The 17,730-nt window shown below is 70.5% G+C and carries 16 protein-coding genes; 7 read left to right on the top strand and 9 right to left on the bottom strand.

Annotated elements, in window-relative coordinates; genetic code table 11:
• Positions 1–166: 166 nt before the first annotated feature.
• The 6 genes from OG841_RS17445 to OG841_RS17420 form a co-directional block, all read right to left on the bottom strand.
• Entirely contained in the window at positions 167–778 is a 612-nt protein-coding gene (locus tag OG841_RS17445) for a hypothetical protein (protein WP_328640633.1), read from the bottom strand.
• Entirely contained in the window at positions 765–2,324 is a 1,560-nt protein-coding gene (locus OG841_RS17440) for a substrate-binding and vWA domain-containing protein (protein ID WP_371566005.1), read from the bottom strand. Before OG841_RS17440 ends, OG841_RS17445 begins: the two co-directional genes overlap by 14 nt.
• Entirely contained in the window at positions 2,321–3,484 is a 1,164-nt protein-coding gene (locus OG841_RS17435) for a toxic anion resistance protein (protein ID WP_371566003.1), read from the bottom strand. Before OG841_RS17435 ends, OG841_RS17440 begins: the two co-directional genes overlap by 4 nt.
• A gap of 23 nt (positions 3,485–3,507) precedes the next feature.
• On the bottom strand, positions 3,508–4,572 hold the full coding sequence (locus tag OG841_RS17430; protein ID WP_371566001.1) for a hypothetical protein: 1,065 nt from the start codon (positions 4,570–4,572) through the stop codon (positions 3,508–3,510).
• A gap of 506 nt (positions 4,573–5,078) precedes the next feature.
• Entirely contained in the window at positions 5,079–5,501 is a 423-nt protein-coding gene (locus OG841_RS17425) for an SCO4983 family protein (protein WP_328640637.1), read from the bottom strand.
• Positions 5,502–5,549: 48 nt separating this feature from the next.
• Entirely contained in the window at positions 5,550–6,761 is a 1,212-nt protein-coding gene (locus OG841_RS17420) for a pyridoxal phosphate-dependent aminotransferase (protein WP_328640638.1), read from the bottom strand.
• A 126-nt stretch (positions 6,762–6,887) separates the two neighbouring features.
• Here OG841_RS17420 and OG841_RS17415 point away from each other — a divergent pair, with 126 nt between their 5' ends.
• Both OG841_RS17415 and OG841_RS17410 read left to right on the top strand, forming a co-directional pair.
• Positions 6,888–7,550 carry a hypothetical protein gene (locus OG841_RS17415; RefSeq protein ID WP_328640639.1) on the top strand — a complete coding sequence of 221 codons (663 nt, stop codon included), beginning with the start codon at positions 6,888–6,890 and terminating at the stop codon, positions 7,548–7,550.
• 135 nt (positions 7,551–7,685) lie between these two features.
• The gene (locus OG841_RS17410) at positions 7,686–8,618 is read left to right on the top strand and encodes a S1 family peptidase (RefSeq protein ID WP_328640640.1); all 933 of its coding nucleotides are present in this window, start codon (positions 7,686–7,688) and stop codon (positions 8,616–8,618) included.
• Here OG841_RS17410 and OG841_RS17405 read toward each other — a convergent pair.
• On the bottom strand, positions 8,608–10,248 hold the full coding sequence (locus OG841_RS17405) for an N-acyl-D-amino-acid deacylase family protein (protein WP_328640641.1): 1,641 nt from the start codon (positions 10,246–10,248) through the stop codon (positions 8,608–8,610). The genes OG841_RS17410 and OG841_RS17405 overlap by 11 nt on opposite strands.
• 35 nt (positions 10,249–10,283) lie before the next feature.
• Positions 10,284–11,546 carry an amino acid deaminase gene (locus OG841_RS17400; protein WP_328640642.1) on the bottom strand — a complete coding sequence of 421 codons (1,263 nt, stop codon included), beginning with the start codon at positions 11,544–11,546 and terminating at the stop codon, positions 10,284–10,286.
• A gap of 184 nt (positions 11,547–11,730) precedes the next feature.
• On the opposite strand from OG841_RS17400, the gene OG841_RS17395 reads away from it, so the two are divergent.
• From OG841_RS17395 to OG841_RS17375, 5 genes are all read left to right on the top strand, one after another.
• A complete protein-coding gene (locus OG841_RS17395; RefSeq protein ID WP_442759706.1) occupies positions 11,731–12,990 on the top strand; it encodes a sugar kinase in 1,260 nt (419 codons plus the stop codon).
• On the top strand, positions 12,987–13,748 hold the full coding sequence (locus OG841_RS17390) for an IclR family transcriptional regulator (protein ID WP_328640644.1): 762 nt from the start codon (positions 12,987–12,989) through the stop codon (positions 13,746–13,748). Before OG841_RS17395 ends, OG841_RS17390 begins: the two co-directional genes overlap by 4 nt.
• Complete coding sequence (locus OG841_RS17385) at positions 13,745–14,155, top strand: RidA family protein (protein ID WP_328640645.1); 411 nt, start codon at positions 13,745–13,747, stop codon at positions 14,153–14,155. Before OG841_RS17390 ends, OG841_RS17385 begins: the two co-directional genes overlap by 4 nt.
• A gap of 115 nt (positions 14,156–14,270) precedes the next feature.
• On the top strand, positions 14,271–15,743 hold the full coding sequence (locus OG841_RS17380; protein WP_328640646.1) for a GntP family permease: 1,473 nt from the start codon (positions 14,271–14,273) through the stop codon (positions 15,741–15,743).
• 83 nt (positions 15,744–15,826) lie between these two features.
• Positions 15,827–16,360 (top strand): hypothetical protein, encoded by a 534-nt coding sequence (locus tag OG841_RS17375; RefSeq protein ID WP_328640647.1) that lies wholly within the window; start codon positions 15,827–15,829, stop codon positions 16,358–16,360.
• A gap of 4 nt (positions 16,361–16,364) precedes the next feature.
• Here OG841_RS17375 and OG841_RS17370 read toward each other — a convergent pair whose 3' ends face one another.
• Positions 16,365–17,687 carry a M14 family metallopeptidase gene (locus OG841_RS17370; protein WP_328640648.1) on the bottom strand — a complete coding sequence of 441 codons (1,323 nt, stop codon included), beginning with the start codon at positions 17,685–17,687 and terminating at the stop codon, positions 16,365–16,367.
• Positions 17,688–17,730 lie beyond the last annotated feature (43 nt).

The following is a 17,730-nucleotide window of genomic DNA, read 5'->3' as shown; positions in this document are numbered from 1 at the left end:
CCCAGAACCCCCGCGGCCGGCCCCGATGGGAGCCCTGACCCGTGATCGTCACGGGCCGGCCGCGGGTGGCGGCACGAGGGCAGGTCCGCTCGGACAGGCCCTGAGTCACGAACCGGCCCCGCACAACGGCGTGCGGGGCGTGCTGCCCACAAGGCGAGACCGTCGGTCACGCACTGACCCCGTTGTGCCCGCCCCGGTCCTCCAGATACCGGGTGTGGGTCTCCTGGCGGCGGGCCTCCGTGTCCCGGAGAGCCGCCGCCAGCTGCTGTGCGTCCTGCTTCATGAGGCCCAGCTGCTGTTCCAGGTGGAGTTCGGGGGACTCCGTGCCCGGTGTCATCCGCGTCCACCACCGGGTGCGCACGAAGCTGTCGACGGCCTCGGGCAGGTCGCGCCGGACGATCCGGGACAGCGCGTGCACACCCTCCGGGTCATGGGCCAGCAGCTCCTTGCTCCAGCCCTGGTCGAGCAACGCGGCCAGCAGCTCGGTGAGTTCACGCAGCCGGGCCGCCGCCGTGACCGACAGCTCGATGTCCGTCAGATAGGCGCGCACCTTCTCGAAGTCGCCCCGCACCTCGTCCAGTTGGGCCGACGGGTCCGGGAGCTCGGGCAGCGCGGGGCGTTCCGGCGGGGCGATCAGCGCGCCCGCGCCGTAGAGCCCGGCCACGACCACGGGCCAGTACGGGCCGGCCACACCCGCGAAGGTCAGCGCCAGACCGACCAGGCCGCACGCGCTTCCCGCGAGGTTCTTGCGGGACTCCAGATATCTACTGATAGCCACGGATCTCCTCGAAGGCGCCGTCCAGCGAGCCCTGCCGGGCGTCGAAGAGGCGGCCGCCGGTCAGGTCGGCGATGTGGGCCAGTTCGGAGCGGTCGGAGTCGCCGAAGAGGATGGGGAAGACCGGGATCCGCCGTCCGGCGGGGGTCAGGCCGTCCCGGTAGAAGTCGTCGAAGGCCCCGGCGTCGACGCCCGCCGTGTTCTCCCCGTCCGTCATCAGCACGATCGACGTGAACGTGTCGCTGTCGCCGCCGAGATGGCCGTACGCCTTCTCCAGTGAGGTGTAGATCGCGGTGTCGCCGTCGGCGGAGAGCGCCGAGGTGTCCTCGCGGATCGCGTCCAGGCCGGTCCGCGGGTCCGCCGGCTCGACCACATGGGTCCGTACGCTCTTCACCTGCGAGCCGAACGGCATCAGCGTGACCTCCTCGCGTTCGCGGAAGTCGCCGGTGAGGTCGGTGAGGGCCGTCTTGAGGCGGTCCAGGCGGTCGCCCTCCATCGAGCCCGAGGTGTCCAGGACGTACACGGTCCGCGACGGGCGGCGCAGCTCGTTCTCGTAGGAGTCGAGCAGGCCGTCGGCGACGGAACGGGTGCCCGGGAAGGGCAGTTCACGGCGGCGGGTGGTGTCCAGGCCGCTTCCCGGAGGGACCGAGGCGACGACCGGGCGGCGGTGGGTGCGGGCGGTGATCTCCCGCTGGATCTTCTCGGTGCGCAGGTCCTCCGTCAGCCGGCGGACCTCCTCGCGGGTCCGGGTGCTCGTGGACTTGAGCGTGGTGAGCGGATAGTCGGCGGTGATCACGCCGTCGCGGGGACGGATCACGGTCAGACCGGGGATGCCCTTGAGGACGGACTCGTAGTTGAGCAGGGCGTCGACGTCGCCGCGCCGGTCGTACGTCGCCGCCAGCCAGCCCGAGGAACCCGAGGTCAGCTTCTGGCCCTTGAAGAACTCCTTCAGCCGGGGCCTGGCCTTGCCGACGTCCGCGTCGGTGAGCGCCGACTGGGCGCCGGAGAGGGCGGAGGCCACCGAAACCAGTGTGGAGAAGCCGGAGTTGGAGCGGGCCGGATCGGTCATGCCGTACGTCAGCTTTCCGTCCCGGACGGCCTGCTCGACCTGGGACCAGGTGACGTCGTCCGGCTTCCAGCCGAGCGCCTTCACCGTCGCCTGCTTCACCCCGATCGCGACCGGGCTCGACATGACGGGCGTCTCGGAGACCACCTTCGCGGCCGCCTCGGGGCGCAGCCGGAGGTAGTCGTTCGACGACAGCCACAGGGCGTCGTACCGTCCGTCGGCCGTGCCCTTCGCCAGCATGTCCACGGCGTCCAGGGTGCCGATGTACGTCGGCCGGACCTTGATGCCGGTGTCCTTCTCGACCCGGGCGAGCACCGGGGCCATGTCGCTCAGCTCGCTGGAGGCGAGGACACGGAGGGTGCCCGGCTCGGCGGGCCCGGGGACGCCGGGCGTCGACAGGCCGCTGATCCCGTCCTCCTGGGCCGTGCAGGCGGTGAGCAGGCCGAGCGCCGCGAGGCAGGCGGCCAGTGCGTGGCGTCTCATCCGAGGCCCCCCTCCAGCGCGCCCTGCGACCGGCTGCGCTCCAAGTACCCACTGGCGTGCTGGAGTTCGGAGGTCAGTGACTCCACGGTCGCCGCCATCACCTCGGTCGCCTGCACCTTGTACGTGTCGATCGCGTCGAGGGTCCGGTAGATCTGCTGGAAGGCGGAGCGCAGGGTCTCGGCGCCGACCGCCGGGTCGGCGGCGATGCGCTGGATCTCCCCGCTCTGGGTCGCGAGCATCTCGGCGTTGCCCCGGATCAGGTCCTCGGTGGTCCCGCGCAGGGCGTTGACCTGCTCGACGACCTTCTTCTGGTTCTCGAGCGCGGAGGCCAGCATCACGGAGATGCGCAGCGCCGACACGGTGGTGGTGGCGGCCCGGTCGACGCCCTTGATCAGTTCCTCGTTGTTGCGGCGTACGACGTCCATGGCGAGGTAGCCCTGCGCGCAGACGGCCAGCTGGGTGAGCAGGTCCTGGTGCTTCTGCCGGACGGGAAAGAGGACGTCGGCGCGGAGCGCGTCGGCCGCCTCCGGATCTCCTACGGCGGTGATGTGCCGCTCGACGGCCGTGTCCAGGGCCTCGGTCAGCACGACGTACTCCTGGAGCTTGCCCATCGTCTCCCACAGGCGGACCCGCTCGGTCTGCAACGCGGCGTTGTCACGACGGAGTTCGTCCTGGCCGCCGCGCAGCGAGCCCACGATCCTGTTCAACGTCCCTTGTGCTGAGGCGTACTTGGCCACGTGATCGCGCAGCCGGTTGCCGCCGGGGAGCCGGGACAGGAACCTGCGGCCCTTGGCGGCGGACAGGTCCCGGGGGTCCAGGTCCTCGACCACGCGCCGCAGTTCGACGAGCGAGCCCGCCACCAGGGACTGGGCGTCCCCGCCCTTGTCCGGCAGACTGCGCACGGTCCGCTCCAGCATCCGGTTGGACTGCGCGGCGGCGCTGCGCATCTCGCCGGCACCGAGTCCGGTGATCTCACCGACCTTGCCGGCGAACTCGGGCGAGCGGGCGTCGAGCGTCGCGAGCCCCTCGACGTACGCGGAGGCCTTCCTGGCCATGTCGGTGCGCACGGAGTCGTCGACGGGGACGAGTCCGCCGGCCTTCTCGCGGGGCACGGGTGCGACGGCCTCGGGAGGCGTCAGGACGAAAGTGTCGTCGTTCATGGATGTCATGGCTGTGTCCCCCGTTATCCGCGCGCCCGTCGCGCCAGCTCGTGCAGCACCGCGGAGGTGGGCACGGGCGCCTGGCGGACGCCGGTCAGTTCCTGCTTGAGGTAGGTGGCGGCCGAGGCGAACTCGGTGGCGTCGCCCTGCGGCCGGAACCCGTGCCGGACCTCCAGCTCGCGCAACCGCCGGTCGGTGGAGAGGAGCCCGGCGAGGGCCTGGCCGTTCTCGGTCAGCGGTACGACCGTGTGGTCGCTGTTGACCGTGGTGTCCGGGTAGAGGACGACCAGGTCGTCGGGGTGCTGCCCGTCCGCGAGGAGCGAGGCGACCTGGGACTCGTAGACCAGGACGAGCGGGTTGCCGGCGCCGCTGACGAAGTCCCGGAAGGCCGCGTCCGTGCTGGACTGCTGGGCGCCCTGCACACTGACGAGCTTGTGCAGCAGGGGGGTCGTCCGCCTGACCTCCGCGTCGCTCGCGACGACCTTGCCGCCGTTGGCCACACAGGAGGCGGCGGCGAGGTAGAGGGCGCCGGAGTTGGAGGTCTCCGGGTCGGTGCTGGAGAGGTAGAGGGTGCCGGTGAGCTCCCCGTACGTGTCCGCCCCCTTGAGCTGCTGCCAGGTGCGGTCCTCGCGGGCCGCGTCGAGGTAGGCGGCCATCTTGAGGGTGCCGCGGTGCTCCGCGTCCAGCGTGGCCAGGCCGTTGCCCGCGAGGACCCCGGCGGCGCTCTTGTGCGCCACGACGACGAGGGGCGAGTAGAAGGGGCGGGGGAGGGTCCCCCGTACCTTGTACTTCGCGGCGAGCTCGGTGGCCGGGGCCTGGCTGGACGGGAAGGCGAAATCGTACCCGTCGAGGTCGAGGCCCTCCATGGCCCAGGACCCGGAGGTCTCGGCCTTCACGGTGTAGCCCCTGGCGGCGAGGGCCTTCACCACGTCGGGATCGGCGAAGAACTCGGCCTTCTCCGATCCGATCACTCCCTGCACGGTCTTCGTTGCCGTGCCCTTGTCGTCCGCTTCCCGGCCTGCCACGACGGCTGCCACCACGCCGCCGATCAGCAGGACCGCGAGGACGATCCCTGCGATGCGTCTCACACGGGGAGCGTGCTCGCGGAACCCAACATTCCCCGGCGAACAGGGTGAACGGAAGGTGTAGCACCGGTCCCGACTCGACACGGGGGGGCAGGGGCGCGGGGAACGGCGCGACCAGCCACGCCGAAACCTGCGCCGCAAGACGACAGCAACCCCTACGGCGAACAGGCTGAACGGAAGGCGTAGCACCGGCCCCCACTCGACACGGGTGCGCATTCCAGGGGCGCGGGGAACGGCGCGACCAGCCACGCCGAAACCTGCGCCGCAAGACGACAGCAACCCCTACGGCGAACAGGCTGAACGGAAGGTGTAGCACCGGTCCCGACTCGACACGGGGGGTCAGGGGCGCGGGGAACGGCGCGACCAGCCACGACGAAACCTGCACCCGCGAGCCGACAGGAACCCCTACGGCGAGGCGCCCCCGCTCAAGCGAACGCAGTGCGTGGCACCCGGTCCGCGCGTCGCTGCGGGAGCGCGCGGACCGGGGCCGATTCGGGGAGCCGTACGGCTCAGTGCGTGGCGAGTTCGCGGGGCTCCAGGGCCGCCGCGTGGGAGTCCATCCGCTCCGCCGCGAGGATCGCCGCCGCCGTGTCCGCCCGGGACGCCGCCACGAGAAGGGCGCGGCCGGCCACCGCGTGGGCGCGGCGGTGCAGGTCGGTGACGTGCGGTTCGGAGGTGACCGAGGTCAGCGACGCGCGGGCCGGTGCGCCTCCGCCCCGCAGCCGGGTCACCTGCACGGTGAGCCGCTCGGCCGCGGTGTCCAGGTCGGCGGACGGCGCCACCGCCCGCAGCTCGTCCGTGACGGCGAGCAGCGCCGCGAGATGTCCGGCGAGCTGGATGTCCAGCTCTTCCTCGCGTGAGCGGTGGGGGAAGTCGGACGGGGCGTCGGCCATCGTGCTGTGGACCGACTTGGTGCGGATCGGTTCGTACATGGATGGCCTCCCGATGCTGTCAGGAAACCATCCTAGCTTAGATCTTGTCTAAAGTTGGCTGTACCCGTCCAGGAAGTTCGAGATCCGCCCCACCGCGTCCCGCAGGTCCCCGGCCGTCGGCAGGGTGACCACCCGGAAGTGGTCGGGCTCGGGCCAGTTGAAGCCGGTGCCCTGCACGACCATGATCTTCTCCTGGCGCAGCAGGTCCAGGACCATCCGCCGGTCGTCCTTGATCTTGAAGACCTTGGGGTCGAGCCGAGGGAAGAGATACAGCGCCCCCTTCGGCTTCACACAGCTCACGCCGGGGATCTGGGTCAGCAGCTCGTACGCCACGTCCCGCTGCTCGACGAGCCGCCCGCCCGGCAGCACGAGGTCCTTGATCGACTGCCGCCCGCTGAGCGCGGCGACCACCCCGTGCTGTCCCGGCATGTTGGCGCACAGGCGCATGTTGGCCAGGATGGTCAGGCCCTCGATGTAGGAGTCGGCGTGCGCGCGGGGGCCGGAGATCGACATCCAGCCCACCCGGTAGCCCGCCACCCGGTACGCCTTGGACATGCCGTTGAAGGTGAGAGTCAGCAGGTCGGGGGCGATCGCGGCGGTCGGGGTGTGCGTGGCACCGTCGTAGAGGATCTTGTCGTAGATCTCGTCCGAGCAGATCAGCAGGTTGTGCCGGCGGGCGATGTCGGCCAGGCCCTTGAGCATGGTCTCGTCGTAGACCGCGCCCGTGGGGTTGTTGGGGTTGATGATGACGAGCGCCTTGGTGCGGTCGGTGACCTTCCGCTCCACGTCCGCGAGGTCGGGCATCCAGTCCGCCTGCTCGTCGCAGCGGTAGTGGACGGCCGTTCCGCCGGACAGCGACACGGCGGCCGTCCACAGCGGGTAGTCGGGAGCGGGTACGAGGACCTCGTCGCCGTCGTCGAGCAGGGCCTGCATCGCCATCACGATCAGCTCGGACACGCCGTTGCCGATGAAGACGTGCTCGACGTCGGTCTCGATGCCGATGGTCTGGTTGTGCATGACGACGGCACGGCGCGCGGCCAGCAGCCCCTTCGCGTCGCCGTATCCATGGGCCGTCGACACGTTCCGGAGGACGTCCTCCAGGATCTCGGGCGGCGCCTCGAACCCGAAGGCGGCGGGGTTGCCCGTGTTCAGCTTGAGGATGCGGTGCCCGGCCGCTTCCAGGCGCATCGCCTCCTCGAGAACCGGGCCCCGGATCTCGTAACAGACGTTCGCGAGCTTGGTCGACTGGATCACCTGCATGTCTGGGAGCTTACGGCCCGGTAACGCTTCGCGGGCCGTGCTTTCCGCCACGTGAGACGCGTCCGTTTGGGCTGTTATCGCCGGTAGCTGTCCCACCTGGCACATCCGTCTCTACAATCCGTCGCCATGTCGAGGCCAGTCGAGTACGAGTCCGGGGCGCCGAACGTCTACCAGCCGCAGCCCGCCCCGGCCCCGGCGTACGAGCAGTACACGGATCCGGCGGCGGCGCACGGCTGGCAGAACGTGTACGACGCGACGGCCGAGCTTCCCCGGATCGAGCCCGCGGCCCCGGAGCCCGGCGATCTGGAGCCGCCCGGCCCGCGGCCCGCCGGCCGGGCCGCCCGGCGGCGTGCCGCGCACGGCACGGGTGCCCGACGCTCGCGGCGGGTGGTCGTGGCCGTCGGAGCCGCCGGGGTGGTGTCGGCGGCGGCCCTGATCGCGGGGCTGTCCTCCTCGGGGCCCGCGCAGGACCGGAAGGACGGCACCCCCTCGGCTTCCGCCGGGACGAGTGACGCCACGGACCCGGCGTCCTCCGCCCGCCCGGCGGTCCCGGGGGCGACGGCCTCCGGTGGTCCGGAGACCGGTGCCGCCACGTCCGGCGTGGACACCTCCGCGGATGCGTCCGCGAGCCCGGAGGCGGATGGGAGTCCGTCGGCGGGGACCTCCTCCGGCACCCGGCCCGCCGCTTCGGGTTCGCCCTCGCCCTCGTCGAGCTCCGTCTCCGCCGGCGGCCCGGGCAACTCCAACGGCAAAGGACGCGGACAGGGCAGTACCAAAGGACCCAAGTAACCGTCCAGCTGGGTAGGTTGCCCATGCCGACACAGCTTCTTGCCCAATAACCCACCTCTCTTCACAATGTGCATGACAAAATCGCGGGCGGCCGGAAGATTTCCGGCCGCCCAAGTCGCAAGAGGGGACCCCCACATGAGAAAGCCTCTCGTCGCCGCGCTCAGCATCCTGGCCTTCGCCGGGATGAGCACGGCACCCGCGGTCGCGGCCGAACCCACGGCCACGACCGTGGGCAAGGGCGCCGACACGGACACGGTCAGCTCCGTGGTCCACGACGTGGTCACGTCCACCACGGCGAGTCTGTCCCAGCTCACCTCACCGTCGCCCCAGCTGAAGGCCGTGACCCTCGCCGGGACCGTCTCGCTCAGCAACTGTTCCGGCTCGGTCATCCGGTTCCCGAACTCCCTGGACACCGACCCGGCGCTGGTGCTCAGCAACGGCCACTGCCTCACCACCGGCTTCCCGGAGCCGGGCGAGGTGCTCACCAACCAGGCCTCCAGCCGGACCTTCGGACTGCTCAACTCCGCCGGCACCAAGGTCGCCACCCTGCGCGCCAGCAAGCTCGCCTACGGGACGATGACCGACACGGACGTCTCGATCTACCAGCTCACCAGCACCTACGCGTCGATCAAGAGCTCGTACGGCATCTCCCCGCTCACCGTGCAGGACACGCACCCGACCGCCGGTACCGCCATCACCGTGGCCTCCGGCTACTGGAAGAGGCTCTACAGCTGCAACATCGACGGGTTCGCGTACCGCCTGAAGGAGGGTGACTGGACCTGGAAGGACTCGGTCCGTTACACCTCCGCCTGCCAGACCATCGGCGGCACCTCGGGCTCGCCCGTCGTCGACCAGTCCACCGGCAAGGTCGTCGCGGTCAACAACACCGGCAACGAGGACGGCGAGCGCTGCACGGAGAACAACCCGTGCGAGGTCGACGCGAACGGCAACGTCACCGTCCGCGAGGGCATCAACTACGCCCAGGAGATCTACAACATCCCGGCCTGCTTCACGACGGGGAACCAGCTCAACCTGAACGCGAGCGCGTGCACCCTGCCTAAGCCGTAGCGCTGTGCGGGGCGTTCCGTCGCACGGGACTGTGACGGACCGCCCGGCCTGCCAGCACGTCCGTGCGCCGGCCGTTCTCGATCACGAACCGTCCGTCGACCAGGACATGGGGGATACCCGTCGGCAACCGGCGCGGCTCCTCGAACGTCGACCCCGGCGCCACCGTCTGCGGATCGAAGAGGACCAGGTCGGCCCGGTAGCCCTCCCTGACGAGGCCGCGGTCCGGCAGGCGCAACCGGGACGCCGGGCGCGAGGTGAGACGCGCGACGCACTCCTCCAGGGAGAGGACACCCAACTCCCTCACGTAGGTGCCCAGATATCGCGGGAACGTGCCGTACGCCCGCGGATGCGGCTTGGCGCCCTGAAGGATGCCGTCGGAGCCGCCGGTGTGCACCGGATGCCGCATGATCGCCCGGACGTTCTCCTCGTGGCCGACGTGCTGAAGGATCGACGGGGCCAGCCGGTCGGCGAGCAGAAGCCCGCGGGCGGTCGCCCAGGGGCTCTCGCCTCGCGAGCGGGCGGACTCCGCGACCGAACGGCCGACGAGGTCCGCGAAGGCCGCGTCGCCGACGCCCGAGATCTCGACGGTGTCCCACTCGACGGGCACACCGTGGCACCCGTCGGCGCCGATCTCCTCCAGGTGATGCCGGATCCGCTCGGCCGTGTCGTCGTCCGCCAGCCGCTTCAGGACGGCCTCGGGACCGCCCTCGCTCGCCCAGCTCGGCAGCAGGGCCGCGAGGGTCGTGGAGCCGGGGGTGTAGGGATAGGTGTCCAGGCTGATGTCCGCACCCGAGGCCAGCGCCTCGTCCAGGAGGGCGAGCAGCTCCGGCGCCCGGCCCTTGTTCACGCCGAAGTTCATGGTGGCGTGGGCGAGATGGAGGGAACAGCCGGCCTCCCGGGTCAGGGCGACCATCTCCTCGTACGCCTCCAGCGCGCCCGCCCCGTACGAGCGGTGGTGCGGGCAGTAGTAGCCGCCGTACTCGGCCACCACCCGGCACAGCTCGGTCAGTTCGGCGTCCTCGGCGTACATGCCCGGGGTGTAGGTCAGGCCCGACGACATGCCGACCGCGCCCTGTTCCATGCCTTCCGCGACCAGCCGGCGCATACGGTCCAGTTCCTGCGGGGTCGCCTCGCGGTCCTCCCAGCCGACGACGAGCGCGCGGAGCGTGCCCTGGGGGATCAGATAGGCCGCGTTGACGGCGATCCCGCGGTCCAGGCGGTCCAGGTACTCGCCCACCGACCGCCAGTCGAAGTCGATGTCGCCGCCGTAGCCGTTCCACCCGGTGATGGCGCGGCGGACCTCCTCCAGGGTGCGGTCGTCGACCGGCGCGTACGACAGCCCGTCCTGGCCCAGCACTTCGAGAGTGACCCCCTGCGCGGCCTTGGCGCTGTGGTCGGGGTCGCGCAGCAGGGCCAGGTCGCTGTGCGCGTGCATGTCGATGAAGCCGGGGGACAGGACGAGGCCTTCGGCGTCCAGCTCCCTTCTCGCCGTGGGGCGTTGACAGCCCGCGTCGGCCGCCTCCTTGACGATCGAGACGATCCGGCCGCCGTCGACCACGACATCGGCGCGGTACGAGGGGGCGCCGCTGCCGTCGACGACGTCGGCGTCCCGGATGACGAGCTCTTCCATCGCCGGACTCTTTTCGTGTCTCAGAAGAACGTGTCTCAGAAGAACGTGCGGATGTATTCCACAACGGTGCCGTCGGCCTGCGCCACGGGGATGAGTGGCCACTTGTCGAAGGACGTGCACGGGTGGGAGAGGCCGAGGCCCAGCCAGTCACCGACCTCCAGGTCGGCCCCGGGAGCCGTGCGCAGCCAGGCGTGCTGGTCGGAGAGGGCGGTCACCTCGATGCCGATGGCCGGGCGCTCGGTGTCGCCCCGGCGGACCACCTGGGGGAAGGGGAGGTCGAGATCGTAGGCGGCGTCCCGCTTGCCCGCGTTGGTGAAGGCCTGGTCGGGGGAGGGCCGGGAGACGACCTGCGTCCACAGACGGAACGCGGGCTCCAGGGCGCCCTCCTCGGGGATCCGGTTGAAGGGGGTCACCTTGCGGTAGTGGCCGTCGTCGTGCGAGACGTAGGCGCCGGAGCGGAGCAACTTCAGCACGGGGCGGGAGAGTTCGGGGATCTCGGCGAAGACGTCGGCGACCGCGTCGAACCAGGCGCTGCCGCCGGCGCTGATCACGATCTCGTCCGGTCCCGCCGCGGTGAACCGTCCCGCCTTGTCGAAGTCGGCGGCCAGGGCGACGAGCCGGCGCAGCCAGGTGTGGACGCGCTCCGGGTCGGCGCCGGGTACCTCGCCCTCGTATCCGGCGACGCCGACGAGCCGTAGCGTCCCGGTGGCCGCGACCGCGTCGGCGACCGCCGCGCACTCCGCCTCCGTACGGACACCGGTGCGTGCGCCCTCGCCGGCGGCGAGTTCGACGACGACGTCCAGGGGGCGGTTGGAGCCCTGGAGGGCCGTGTCCATCAGCTCGACTCCGCGCACGGAGTCGACGTAGCAGAGGAAGCGGAAGGCGGGGTCCGTGTCGAGCTCGGCGGCGATCCACTTCAGGGCCGCCGGGTCCACGAGTTCGTTGGCGAGGAAGATCCGCTCGATGCCGAAGGCGCGGGCGACGCGTACCTGATGGGGTACGGCGAGGGTGATGCCCCAGGCGCCGTGCTCGATCTGGCGCCGGAAGAGCTGGGGGGCCATGGTCGTCTTGCCGTGCGGGGCGAAGGCGAGGCCGTGGCGGGCGGCGTACGTCTCCATGAGCGCGAGGTTGTGCTCCAGGCGCTCGGCGGAGAGGGCCAGCACGGGGGTCGTGAAGCCGCCGGTGAAGAGGTTGCGGCGCTGGGCGGTCAACTCGGCGACGGACAGGCCGTCCGCGTCCGGGGGGAGGCCCTTGAAACGGTGGTCGACGCGGTCCTCTGCGAGGCGGGCGAGGGACACGGGGCCTCCCTGATCAGGTGAATTGCATTGTCTGCAACGACCATTGCGTATAACGCTTACTGCTGTCTAACATCCAGGCCAACACGGGGTCAATGGAGCCGCCGTGACCCTCCGCCATCGACGAGGAGCTACGACCATCGTGAATGCCCCCGACGTCGTGGACGTCGTCGCGCTCGGCGAGTCCATGGTCACGTTCCTGCCCACGCGGGCGGGCCGGCTCGCCGACGTGCCGTCCTTCGACCGGGCGATCGGCGGGGCGGAGTCGAACGTGGCGTGCGGGTTGGCGGCCGCCGGCCACACCGTTCGGTGGGTCAGCCGGGTCGGGTCGGACGGGTTCGGGGATCACCTGGTCGAGACGATCGGGGGGTACGGGGTCGATGTCTCCGCCGTGGGGCGGGATTCCTCGCGTCCTACGGGGGTGTACTTCCGCACGGCGGGGGACCGGGCGACGGACGCGCATGAGGTCGCGTACTACCGGGCGGGGTCGGCCGCATCGGCGATGTCGGTGGAGAACGTGGACCTGGCGTCGGTGCGGGCGGCTCGGGTGCTGCATCTGTCGGGGATCACGGCGGCGTTGTCGTCGGGGTGTCTGGCGCTGCTGCGCGCGCTGATGGCGCCGGGTGAGGACCGGCCGCTGGTGTCCTTCGACGTCAACCACCGGGCCGGCCTGTGGCGGGACGCCGACGGTCCGCGGGTGGTGCTGGAGTTGGCCCGGGGAGCCGACCTCGTGTTCGTGGGGGAGGACGAGGCCGAGGAGGCATGGGGGATCTCGGGCGGACCGTCGGCGATACGCGCCGCGCTGCCCGAGCCGGGGGTGTTGGTGGTGAAGCAAGGAGGAGTGGGCGCTACGGCGTTCGTATCGGCTGCGGGCCGGCGCGGAGCCGCATACCGACGCGGCCCCGCGCCCCTTGGGTCGGACACCGGCCCTCAGATACAAGCTGCTGCCCTCACTCCCGACCCAAAACCAGGCGGCACCCCGCAGGCGGGGTTGAGCGACACCGACCCTCGGCCGGAAGGCGCCGACCTTGCCCCCCGTCCGACGGAGCCTGCGGGGGGTCGTGTTGCTCGGGGCGGTTCCGGGTCCGCGGGGAACGGCCCTTCGCCGGCGGGGGCGGGCGACGCCCACCCACGGTCGGCCACGGAGCCGGGCGTCTTCGTTCCCTCCCTGCACGTGGACGTCGTGGCGACCACCGGCGCCGGTGATGCCTTCGCCGCCGGGTTCCTCTCCGCCACTCTCCGCGGGCTACCCCTGAAGACCCGTCTCCGCCACGGTCACCTCTACGCCGCCGCCGCCCTCACCACCCCCGGCGACCTCGCGACACCTCCCACCCGCGACACCACCGACCGACTGGCCGCCGTCGCGGACGACGCGTGGGGGACACTTCGACTCGGCCCCGGCTGGACGCAAGCCGGCACGGCCCCGGAGGAGGTACCCACCCCATGAGTCAGACCGTCGACCGCGCACTCAGCATCCTGCCGCTGCTCGCCGAGGGCCCCGCCGACCTCGGTCAGGTCGCCGACCGCCTCGGCGTCCACAAGTCCACCGCGCTGCGACTCCTCCGCACGCTCCACGAACACGGCATGGTCTACCGCCAGTCCGACCAGCGCTACCGCCTCGGCGCCCGCCTCATCGCCCTCGCCCAGGAGGCGATGGAGAACCTCGACATCCGCGAGATCGCGCACCCCCATCTCGTACGGCTGAACGAGCTGTGCGGGCACACCGCCCACCTCGCCGTGTACGAGGAGGACGAAGTGCTGTACATCGACAAGGTCGAGAGCCGGTACCCCGTGCGGATGTACTCGCGGATCGGCAAGCCCGTCGCCATCACCGTCGCGGCCGTGGCGAAACTGCTGCTCGCCGATCTCCCCGAAGCCGAGCTCCGCGCCCTCGCGGACAAGCTCGACTACCCCCTGTACACGGCCCGTTCGACACCCAACGCCCCCGCTTTCCTCAAGGAGCTGGAGCGCGTGCGCGAACAGGGCTGGGCCACCGACCTCGGTGGCCACGAGGAGTCCATCAACTGCGTCGCCGCGCCCATTCGTGGCGCCGACGGCAGGGTCGTCGCCGCGATGTCGGTCTCCGCGCCGAACGTCGTCGTCACCGCCGAGGAACTCCTCACCCTGCTTCCGCAGGTCCGCCGCACGGCCGACGCCATCAGCGGCGAGTACTCGGGCAGAACAACAGCAAAGGAACCCGTATGACGGACAAGATCGCGCTCACCCCCACGACCCACACCACCCCGCCCGCGAAGTTCTCCCACGGGGTCAGGAAGGGCAACATTCTCCAGGTCGCCGGACAGGTCGGCTTCCTCCCGGCCGAGGAGGGCAAGCCGCCCACGCCCGCCGGGCCCACCCTGCGCGAGCAGACCCTCCAGACCCTCGCCAACGTCAAGGCGATCCTCGAGGAGGGCGGTGCCTCCTGGGACGACGCGATGATGATCCGCGTCTATCTGACGGACGTGGACCACTTCGCCGAGATGAACTCGATCTACAACACCTACTTCGAGGAGCAGGGCCTCACCGCCCCGCCCGCCGCGCGGACCACCGTCTACGTCGGCCTTCCCGCCGGGCTCCTCATCGAGATCGACGCGCTCGCCGTTCTCGGCTGAGACGCCGCCGGCTCCACCCACTCCCGCACGCCGTGACCGGTGCGGCCCGTGACCGGGCCGTACCGCGATGCCCCCTGCCCGAAAGCTCCATGGACTTACCCAGAGGACCTCCCCCATGTCCCTACCGCTCGCCGCGACCACCGAGACACCCCCGCACACCGGTGGTCTGCTCCTCCTCATCGACGGCACGGCCGGTCTCCTCACGGTCGCCGCCCTCGGTATCGCCCTGCTCCTCCTCCTGATCATCAAGGCGCGACTCCAGCCCTTCGTCGCCCTGCTCGGCGTCTCCATAGCCGTCGGCCTGCTCGCGGGTCTCTCGGTCACCGAACTCTTCGGCACGGTCCAGCGGTCGGACGCCGTGTCCACCATCGAGTCCGGAATGGGCGGCATCCTCGGCCATGTCGCGATCATCATCGGCCTGGGCACGATGCTCGGGGCGATTCTCGAAGTCAGCGGCGGTGCGGAGGTGTTGGCGTCCCGGCTGCTGAACCTCTTCGGCGAGAAGCGCGCCCCGCTCGCCATGGGCCTCACCGGTCTGATCTTCGGCATCCCGGTCTTCTTCGACGTCGGCATCTTCGTGCTCGCGCCGATCGTGTACGCGGCGGCGAAGCGCAGTGGCAAGTCGATCCTGCTCTACTGTCTGCCGCTGCTGGCCGGTCTCTCGATGACCCATGCGTTCCTGCCCCCGCACCCGGGCCCGGTCGCGGCCGCCGGTCTGCTCCACGTGGACCTCGGCTGGGTGATCCTCATGGGCATCGTCTGCGGCATCCCCGCGGTGCTGGCGGCGTGGGCCTACTCGGCGTGGGTCGGCCGCCGCATCTTCGTGGCCGTACCGCAGGACATGGTGGAGGCGGCGGCGGAGGCGAAGCAGGCCGTGATCGAGGAACAGCGGTCGCAGGGTGTCGTGCCGCGCGAGGACCCCGTACCGCTCGGCACGGTCCTCGGCATCATCGGTACGCCCCTGGTCCTGATCCTCGCCGCCACCTTCTCCTCGATAGCGCTCGACCCCTCCACGGGCCGCTCGGTGATCGAGTTCTTCGGCAGCCCCTTCGTGGCGCTGACGATCGCCCTGGTGCTCGCGTACTACCTGCTCGGCATCCGTCGCGGCTGGTCCCGCAAGTCGCTGGAGACGGTGTCCACCGCGTCCCTCAAGCCGGTCGGCAACATCCTGCTCGTCGTCGGCGCGGGCGGTGTCTTCGGCGCGATCCTCAAGGCCAGCGGGGTCGCCCAGGCACTCTCCGACACCTTCAACGACGTCGGTCTGCCCGTGCTGGTGCTCTCCTACCTGATCTCGGTGGTCCTGCGCGTCGCCCAGGGCTCGGCGACGGTCGCCATCGTCACCACGGCCGGTATCGTCGCGCCGCTGCTGTCGGAGGGCGACCACTCCCAGGCCTTCGTCGCGCTCGTCATCATGGCCATCTCGGCCGGCTCCATCTTCGCCTCGCACGTCAACGACGGAGGCTTCTGGATGGTCGCCAAGTACTTCGGCATCAGCGAACGGGACACGCTCAGGACGTGGACCGTGCTGGAGACGGTGCTGTCGGTGGCGGGATTTGTGGTGGCGGCGGTCCTGAGTGTGTTCGTGTAGGTGTTGTAGCCCCATGTAGGCGTCCGATAACGATGTAGGGGCCGGCTGTGCCGGGCACAGGATCGTCGACCATACTGCCCGCTGTGGAGCAGCGCATAGGTTCGAGCAGCCAGCCCCTGGAAGGCGCCGGATTCGACCCGGCTTTCATCCCCGGGCTCACCTCACCCGTGTCCGGCGAGGCGGAGGACGCAGGGCCCGAGGACGCCCACCAGGAGGAGGCGGTCGAGGAGACCGACGCCGACGAGCCCACGCCCACGGCGGAGGAGCCCGACGACGCCGACGAGGAGGAGGCCCCCGACGGCCCCGTCTTCGAGGCCTCCGACCGGCGTGCGAAGTTCGTCGCCGACCACCAGGGCGTACGGCTCTCCCTCGACGACCAGGCCTGCGAGTTCCGCTGGGACGAGATCGGCGCGATCGAGACGGAGACGCCACGGTTCGGGAAGCGGTTCACCATCACGGTGCACACCCCCGACCGGCGCTGGTACCCGATCGAGATCGAGGCCGAGTCGAGGGCGCGGTTCGCCGAGTGGGACGAGCAGCTGGACGCCGTCATGGACAGGTATTTCGAGGACGAGACCCCGGAAGCGACGGAAGAAGAGCCCGAGGAGTCCGACTAGGCCCCTAGCAGTACTGCGCCTGCTTCCCGATCGACCGGTACATGCAGTCCGAGTTCTCCAGCAGCTGCAACACCGCGTCCCGGTTCCGCGAGGTCTCTCGCTCGATCACCTCGTCGGGCGGATAGAACCCACCACCGGAACTCGACGACGGATACATCTCGAAGGTGTACGAGAAGATCTTGTGCGTGCCCCAGAGGTAGTCGTCGATCGACCCGTCGGTGATGTACAGATCGCTCGCCTGCTCCGCCGTGTACCCGTTGCTCGCGGCCATCTTCTGCCCGACCGTCTTGAACACGGCGTTGTCGTCCGCCGTCATGCCGGTCGCCGTGTCGGAGTACGTGTATCCGTAGGGCCACAGCACCAGTTCGCTGTACGTGTGGAAGTCGATGTTCGTCTTGATCTGCTGGACCCCGCCGACGACCCGGCTGCGCACGAAGTCGGCCACGACCTTGACCTCCGGCGCCGACTCGGCGGCCGGACCCCGGTAGGTCTCGGAGGACGTCGATCCGGACGAACCGCCGCAGCAGCCCCAGCGGTAGGCCCAGTTGCGGTTGAGGTCGGTGCCGACGGCCGAGGAACCGGAGTTGGGCTGCCGGTTCTTGCGCCACGAGCGGTAGGAACCGGTGGCGATGTCGTACTCGCCGCCGTCCGGGTTGAGGTCGGGGACGATCCAGATCTCACGGTTGTTCACCATGTTCGTCACCCGGGAGTCGCTCCCGTAGCCCGCGCCGAGTTCGCGCAGCAGATACAGGGCCATCTCCACCGTGAGGTGCTCGCGGGCGTGCTGGTGGTGGGTGAACAGCACCTCGGGCTCGGCCTCGTCGGTCGCCACGTTGTCGCTGATCTTGATGGCGACGATGTCCCGGCCCTGGTACGACTTGCCGATGACCCGCTTGCTCATGATGGTCGGGTAGGCGGCGAGGCGCTGGTCGATCTCGGCGGTCATCTCGGCGTAGTTGTGGTAGCGCGAGTCGGCCGACGGGAAGTCGTACAGCCGGGCCTCGCCCTCGGCGATCCGGTTCGGGGCCGCGCCCAACTCGGTCACCTGGTAGCCGAGTTGGCGCAGCCGCTTGATCTGGTCCGCGCGCCCGGAGACCACGACGGTCTCCTCGTCGGCCTCGTCGACGGTGACACCGCTCCGCTGGATCGCCGTACGCGTCACGGGCGTTGTGTGCTGGTGGATCTCGTACTGCCGGACATCCTCGGCGCTCGGTGCCGCCTTCGGGGCGCTGTCGGCGTTCGCGGAGAGCGGGGCAGCGAGGGCGAGGGCGAGAACGGCGGCGAGGGCGGCGTAGCGGGTGCCGGAACCGCGTATGCGAAGTCGCATGAAGTCTCCTGTGTTCTCCAGGGATTCCGGGATCTCCGGAAGC

It is taken from the genome of Streptomyces canus (genome assembly GCF_041435015.1).
Taxonomy (GTDB): domain Bacteria; phylum Actinomycetota; class Actinomycetes; order Streptomycetales; family Streptomycetaceae; genus Streptomyces; species Streptomyces canus_G.
Note: the sequence above shows the minus strand (reverse complement) of the source record. Positions and strands in the feature narration are given on the sequence as shown.